The following is a 5751-nucleotide window of genomic DNA, read 5'->3' as shown; positions in this document are numbered from 1 at the left end:
GCGTCCCGCCCGAAGACCTCGGCGTCCCGGGCGCAGTGCCACTCGCCGTACCCGGCGTCCTGGAACTGGAGCTGGAACGAGCGGAAGCCGAGCTCCCACATCGCGTCGAGCTTCCGCGTCAGGGCCCGTACGTCGGCGTCCGAGGCGAGGCACATGGACTGGGCGGGCGCCACGGCCCAGCCGAGCGTCACGTGGTTGGCGCGGGCCCGTTCGGCCAGCGCCCGGAACTCCGCGCGCCGCTCCGCCGGATAGGGCTCGGCCCACTGCGCCTGGCGGTACGGGTCGTCACCGGGCGCGTAGAGGTAGCGGTTCTGCTTGGTGCGGCCCAGGAAGTCGAGGTGCGCGAGCCGCTGATCCGCCGTCCACGGGGTGCCGTAGAAGCCCTCGGTGACACCGCGCTCGGCCGTGCCCGGCCAGTCGCGGACGACCACGCCCGGGATCTCCCGGCCGCCGCCGAGGAGCTGGCGCACCGTCTGGACGGCGTGGAAGAGGCCGTCCTCGCCGGCCCCGTCCAGGACGAGCGTGTCCCGGCCGCCCGGGCGCCCGGTCGCCAGCCGGTAGCCGCCGCGCGGCAGGTCGAGCCGCTCGGGCACCCGCAGCGCGCGCAGTGCCTCCGCGGCTCCGGAAACCCCCTCGCCGGACGGCCCGGCGGCCCGGATCACGGGCCCTCCGCCGGGAAGCGCGGTGTGGACGGTCCGTACCCCGGCCTCGCGCAGCAGCTCCCGCAGGGCGGCGAGCGCGTACGGATCGGCGTCGGCGTCCGCGAGCAGCGTCACCTCGTCCCCGAGGCGTACGGAGGGGCCGCCGGGAGTCAGTGACTGGGGCCGGGGCCAGACGGCGGGTGCGCCGCCGGACGAGGTGGCGGCACCCGGGACCTCCGCCGCTTCCTGGGCCGCCGGTGTGCCCCGGCTCCCCGGGGTCTCCTGGCTCCGCGGCGCTCCCGCGCCCGCCGGTGCTCCCCCCGGGCCCGGTGGCGTCCCCGGGCTCTGCGGTGCCACCGGCGCGAGGGGTGAGCGGGGGGCGTGCTGCGCGGCCTGCGCCACCCCGGGGGCGGGGCCTCCGAGAAGGCCGCCGATCACCGCCGCGGCCACCGCTGTCGCGGTCCGCTTCCTGCGCCCCACGAGGACTCCCTTCGGCCCGATCACTTGCCCGGATGTCCCGGCTTCCCGGTCGTCGCCCGCCCGGCCGCGGACCCGTTCCGCGCGCCCGCCGACGGGCGTGCGGCCGGGCCCGCGGCGGGTCACGAGCGGGTTACGACCCCACCACCCGTCGCACAGGGGTGTCAATGTGCGAGGGCGATGTGTCGCCTTTGCCCGTCGATCCTTCGGCGAGGTGACGTCACTTCGCCACATTCCGCCGGTAAAACGAGGAGCGATGGGTAGGGCTTCAGTCGTTGCGCCCTGGTCCCACCCGCCGAGACGACACCCGGGAGACCCCCGGGCCCCCCCCCCCCCCCCACCATGCCGGACGGATACGGATTCCCCGTCAGAGCGAGCCTCCCGGCGGGCCGTTGACCAGCGAGCCGCCCCTCGCCGCCGCCGCGCCCCTGACCAGCGAACCGCCCCTCACCGGGGCGTCCCCCCTCACCAGCGAAGCCACCGCCCCCGGCACCGCGGGCGGCACGGAGTCCCCCGGAGTGTGAAGTGACCCTGGCCCGTCTCGCCGCCCGCCACGGCGTCGCCACCGAGTACAGCCCCTCCCCAGGCGTCACCGTCCCCGTGCCGGACGCCACCGTGGTCGCGGTCCTCGGCGCCCTGGGGGTGGACGCCTCCACTCCGGAGGCGGTCGCCGCCGCCCTCGGCGCGGCGGAACGGGCCGAGCGGGAGCGGCTGCTGCCGCCCACCCTGGTCCGCCACCGGGACGGCGAACCGGTCCGGCCCCCGGCCGGTCTGCCGCCCGGGACCCGGCTGCGGGTCACCACCGAGACGGGCGGCACCCACACCGGTCCCGACTGGGACGCCCTGCCCCCCGGCGTCCACACCGTGACGGCCGAGGCCCCCGACGGCCGCACGGCCACCAGCACCCTGATCGTCGCCCCCGCGCGCGTGCCCGGGCCGGACCGGCGCGGCTACGGGCTCCTCGTCCAGCTGTACTCGCTGCTCTCCACCCGCTCCTGGGGCATGGGGGACCTCGGCGACCTGCGCGAGCTGGCCGGCTGGGCGGGCCGCGTCCACGGAGCGTCCTTCCTCCAGGTCAACCCGCTCCACGCGGGCGTGCCCGGGGCCCCCTCCGACCCCTCCCCGTACCGGCCCTCCTCCCGCCGCTTCCCCGACCCGGTCCATCTGCGGATCGAGGACGTCCCCGAGTACCGCCACCTCGGCCCCGGGCACCGCGAGGAAATCGACCGGATCCTCGCCGAGGCCTCCGACCTGCGCGAACGGGTCCTCAAGGGCGCCCTGATCGACCGCGACGCCGTCTGGGCGCTCAAGCTGCGGGCCCTGGAGCTCATCGTCACCGGCGTCGATCTCGGCCCCGGCCGGCGCGCCGACTACCACGACTTCCTCGCCGAGCGCGGGCGCGCCCTGGAGGACCACGCCACCTATCTGGCCCTCGCCGAGCGGTACGGCCACCACTGGCGCTCCTGGCCCGAGAAACTGCGTACCCCGCGCGGCGCCGAGGCCGTCGTCCACGCCGACGCGGAACTCGCCACCCGGGTCGACCTCCACTGCCGCCTGGCCTGGCTGACGGACCGGCAGCTCGCCGGGGCCGCGGCCGCCGCCCGCGAGGCCGGCATGGCGGTCGGGATCATCCACGACCTGGCCGTCGGCGTGCACCCGGAGGGCTCCGACGTCTGGGCGCGCCAGGGCGACTTCGCCGCCGGGATGTCGGTCGGCGCCCCGCCCGACGCGTTCAACGCGCGCGGCCAGGACTGGGGCCTGCCGCCCTGGCGGCCCGACGCCCTCGCCGCCGCCGGCTACGCCCCGTACCGCGCGCTCCTGCGCGAACTCCTCCGCCACGCGGGCGCCCTGCGCATCGACCACGTGATGGGCCTGTTCCGGCTCTGGTGGGTGCCGGAGGGCCACGAGCCCACCGAGGGCACCTACGTCCGGTACGACGCCGAGGCGATGCTCGCCGTCCTCGTCCTGGAGGCGCACCGGGCCGGCGCCCTCGTCATCGGCGAGGACCTGGGCACGGTCGAACCGGGCGTACGGGAGGCGCTGGCCCGGCGCGGCGTCCTCGGGACCTCCGTGCTCTGGTTCGAACGCGACTGGGCGGGCGGCGGCCGGCCGCTCGCCCCGGAGGACTGGCGGGCCGACTGCGTGGCCACCGCCACCACCCACGACCTGCCGTCCACGGCCGCCCGGCTCTCCGGCGACCACGTGGCCCTGCGGCAGCGGCTCGGCCTGCTGCCGGGGGACCCGGAGCGGGAGCGGGCGGCGGACGCGGCGGAGAGTGCCGAGTGGCTCGGCCTCTTCCAGCGGCTGGGCATGCTCCCGGAGGGCCGGGGCGAGGAGGAGGCCTCCGTCCGGGCCGTCCACCGCTTCCTGTGCGCCACCCCGGCCCGGCTGGTGGGGGTGTGGCTGCCGGATCTCGTGGGGGACCGCAGACCGCAGAACCTCCCCGGTACCTGGGACCAGTACCCCAACTGGCGGCTGCCCGTCGCGGACCCCGGAGGGCAGCCCGTCACGCTGGAGCGGATCGCGGCCTCCCCGCGGGCGCACGCGCTGCTGCGGCTCGTCCGGGACGGCACCGGAGCCCCGGCCGGAGCCCGTACGGCACCCCCGGACGCGCGGCCCGTTTAGGTGTTCGCTACGTTTGCACCGTGGACAAGAAGAACGCCCTGCGCGCCGGCGCCGTCGCGGCCGGTACGACGCTGATGATGCTGCTCATGTCGTCCCCCGCGCTCGCGCTGACCCGCGACGACGGTGACGACCCGGCCCCCAAGCTGGAGGTCGTCGAGACCCTCGGTCTCTTCGTGGTGGCCCCGCTGGTGCTGTTCCTGGTCATCACCGGTCTGGTGATGGTGCTCGACAAGTCCCGCAAGAAGGCCTGACCGCCTCCTCGTCCTTCCCCGCGAGGGCGCCGCACGGTACGACGTACCGCGCGGCGCCCTCGCCTGCGTGCGCCCTCCTGCTCCCCCTGCCTCAGGCCGTGGTCGCGAGCAGTTTGCGGAGCAGGCCGGCCAGCTGGTCCGCCTCCTCCTCGGTGAGCGCCGACTCCAGGGCCTCCCGCTGGCGTTCGAGGCCCGCGCCCACCGCCTGGTCCACCAGCTCCCGGCCGCGTTCGGTGAGTGTGACCCGCAGTCCGCGCCGGTCGTTCGGGTCGGGGCTGCGGGTGAGCAGCCCGGCCTTCTCCAGCTTGTCGAGCCGGCCCGTCATCCCGCCGGTGGTGATCATCAGCGTGGCGGTCAGCTCACGCGGTGACAGCGTGTACGGCTCCCCGGACCTGCGCAGGGTGGCCAGCACGTCGAACTCCCCGAGCGCCATGCCGTAGGGCGCGTACGCCTTGTCGACCTTGCCGCGCATCGCGGCGGCCAGCCGGTAGATCCGTCCGAAGACCGCCATGGGGAGCGTGTCGAGATCAGGGCGGACCGCCGCCCACTGGTCGGTGATGGCGTCGACGGCGTCGTGGGCCGGGCCGGGGGAGTGGCCGGCGCCCGGGGTGTGCTTCTCCATGCCCCCAGTCTTCCCTCCCCCCTGTCTCGAAGGCAAGAAAGACACTTGCAAGTAAGTAGCTTAGTGGTAAGTTAATTAACGCCAAGGCACTCGGGTGCCGCCGCACTCACCACAGGGGGAAACCGTCATGCCCCGCAAGGCCGCCGTCGTCGCGCTCACCGCCCTCGCCCCCGTCTCCTGGGGCTCGACCTACTTCGTCACCACCGAGTTCCTGCCGCCCGACCGGCCCCTCTTCACCGGCCTGATGCGCGCCCTGCCCGCCGGGCTGCTCCTCCTGGCCGTCACCCGGCAGCTGCCGAAGGGCGCCTGGTGGTGGAAGGCCGCGGTCCTCGGCGCCCTCAACATCGGTGCCTTCTTCCCCCTCCTCTTCCTCGCCGCCTACCGGCTGCCCGGGGGTCTCGCCGCCGTCGTCGGCTCGGTCGGCCCGCTGTTCGTCGTCGGCCTCGCGGCCCTCGTCCTCGGCGACCGTCCCACCGTCCGTTCCCTGCTCACCGCCGTCGCCGCGGCCTTCGGCGTCAGTCTCGTCGTCCTGAAGGCGGGGGCCGCCTTCGACCTCGTCGGAGTGGGAGCCGGGCTGCTCTCCGCCCTCTCCATGTCCGCCGGCGTCGTCCTCACCAAGCGCTGGGGCCGCCCCGAGGGCGTCGGCGCCCTCGCCCTCACCGGCTGGCAGCTCACCGCCGGCGGCCTGGTCATCCTGCCCCTCGCCCTCGCGATCGAGGGCGCGCCGCCGGCCCTGACCGGCACCCACCTGGCGGGCTACGCCTACCTCGCCCTCGGCAACACCGCCGTCTCGTACTTCCTCTGGTTCCGTGGCATCGAGCGGCTCGGCGCCTCCTCGGCCACCCTCCTCGGCCCGTTGTCCCCGATCACCGCCGCCGTCATCGGCTGGGCCGCCCTCGGCCAGGCCCTCGGCCCGGTCCAGCTGCTCGGCATGGCCATCGCCTTCGGCGCCACCGTCGCCGGCCAGCTGACCCCCCGTACCGCCGCGCCCGCCCCGGCCCCCAAGCGGCAAATGTTCAGCTCTGCTGAAGAAAACAGTCAGGAAGTTTCGATGGACCTGGAGGTTTCCGGGGTGCGACGGTAGCGGGCATGTCCTCCACCACCGCCCGCCTTCCGACCACCCCTGACGCCGGCC

Annotated in this window: 6 protein-coding genes; 4 read left to right on the top strand and 2 right to left on the bottom strand. The window is 75.6% G+C overall.

Annotated elements, in window-relative coordinates:
• The coding region (locus RIF68_RS25120; RefSeq protein WP_309053574.1) for a beta-N-acetylglucosaminidase domain-containing protein at positions 1-1121 on the bottom strand (1121 nt) is incomplete at its 3' end.
• Positions 1122-1393: 272 nt separating this feature from the next.
• On the opposite strand from RIF68_RS25120, the gene RIF68_RS36545 reads away from it, so the two are divergent.
• From RIF68_RS36545 to RIF68_RS25105, 3 genes are read left to right on the top strand one after another with little or no spacing between them, the layout of a single operon-like run.
• Positions 1394-1642, top strand: coding sequence for a hypothetical protein (locus RIF68_RS36545; RefSeq protein ID WP_375165737.1), 249 nt, complete (start codon positions 1394-1396; stop codon positions 1640-1642).
• Position 1643: 1 nt separating this feature from the next.
• Positions 1644-3743: a 4-alpha-glucanotransferase gene (malQ, locus tag RIF68_RS25110; RefSeq protein WP_309053573.1), complete on the top strand. Its 2100-nt coding sequence runs from the start codon at positions 1644-1646 to the stop codon at positions 3741-3743.
• A 20-nt stretch (positions 3744-3763) separates the two neighbouring features.
• Positions 3764-3994, top strand: coding sequence for a hypothetical protein (locus tag RIF68_RS25105; protein WP_309053572.1), 231 nt, complete (start codon positions 3764-3766; stop codon positions 3992-3994).
• 91 nt (positions 3995-4085) lie between these two features.
• On the opposite strand, the gene RIF68_RS25100 is transcribed toward RIF68_RS25105, so the two are convergent.
• The gene (locus RIF68_RS25100; protein ID WP_309053571.1) at positions 4086-4616 is read right to left on the bottom strand and encodes a MarR family transcriptional regulator; all 531 of its coding nucleotides are present in this window, start codon (positions 4614-4616) and stop codon (positions 4086-4088) included.
• A gap of 127 nt (positions 4617-4743) precedes the next feature.
• Here RIF68_RS25100 and RIF68_RS25095 point away from each other — a divergent pair, with 127 nt between their 5' ends.
• Entirely contained in the window at positions 4744-5700 is a 957-nt protein-coding gene (locus RIF68_RS25095) for an EamA family transporter (RefSeq protein WP_309053570.1), read from the top strand.
• Positions 5701-5751 lie beyond the last annotated feature (51 nt).

Source organism: Streptomyces sp., assembly GCF_031178505.1.
Taxonomy (GTDB): Bacteria; Actinomycetota; Actinomycetes; order Streptomycetales; family Streptomycetaceae; genus Streptomyces; species Streptomyces gulbargensis.
The sequence above is the reverse complement of the archived record's forward strand: the minus strand, read 5'-3'. Positions and strand labels throughout refer to the sequence as shown.

Bases quoted from the DNA above. Each gene is read 5' to 3' on its own strand.
- RIF68_RS25100 (WP_309053571.1), bottom strand. From the start codon at position 4,616: ATGGAGAAGCACACCCCGGGCGCCGGCCACTCCCCCGGCCCGGCCCAC.
- RIF68_RS25095 (WP_309053570.1), top strand. From the start codon at position 4,744: ATGCCCCGCAAGGCCGCCGTCGTCGCGCTCACCGCCCTCGCCCCCGTC.